The 280-nt window shown below is 71.4% G+C and carries 1 protein-coding gene; it reads right to left on the bottom strand.

Annotated features, from left to right (window positions below; all coding sequences use genetic code 11):
- Window positions 1–141 precede the first annotated feature (141 nt).
- Window positions 142–280 (bottom strand): hypothetical protein (locus tag EIK80_RS26515; protein WP_199743653.1); only part of this gene is annotated, 139 nt, incomplete at its 5' end.

The raw sequence follows: 280 nt of genomic DNA, 5'->3' as shown, positions 1-280 counted from the left end.
CGAACCGGCTCCGCTGGTGATCCCCGCGCCCGCGGCGGCGCAACCGACGCCGCGGCCCGAGGCGACCATCCCTCAGTAGGCCGGTCACCACACGGCTGAACGAAGAAGGGCGGCTCCGCCGGAGCCGCCCTTTTCCTTAGATCACCACCATTTCTCGGCTTTCGCCGCGAACCCGGCGGCCTTCTCGACCGCTCCCGCGACCGAGAACACCGTGGCCTCGTCGAGCGGCTTGCCGATGATCTGCAGCCCCAGCGGCAGGCCGTTGGCGTCGAGGCCGGCC

It is taken from the genome of Caulobacter sp. 602-1 (genome assembly GCF_003931565.1).
In the GTDB taxonomy this organism is placed as follows: domain Bacteria; phylum Pseudomonadota; class Alphaproteobacteria; order Caulobacterales; family Caulobacteraceae; genus Caulobacter.
The sequence above is the reverse complement of the archived record's forward strand: the minus strand, read 5'-3'. Positions and strand labels throughout refer to the sequence as shown.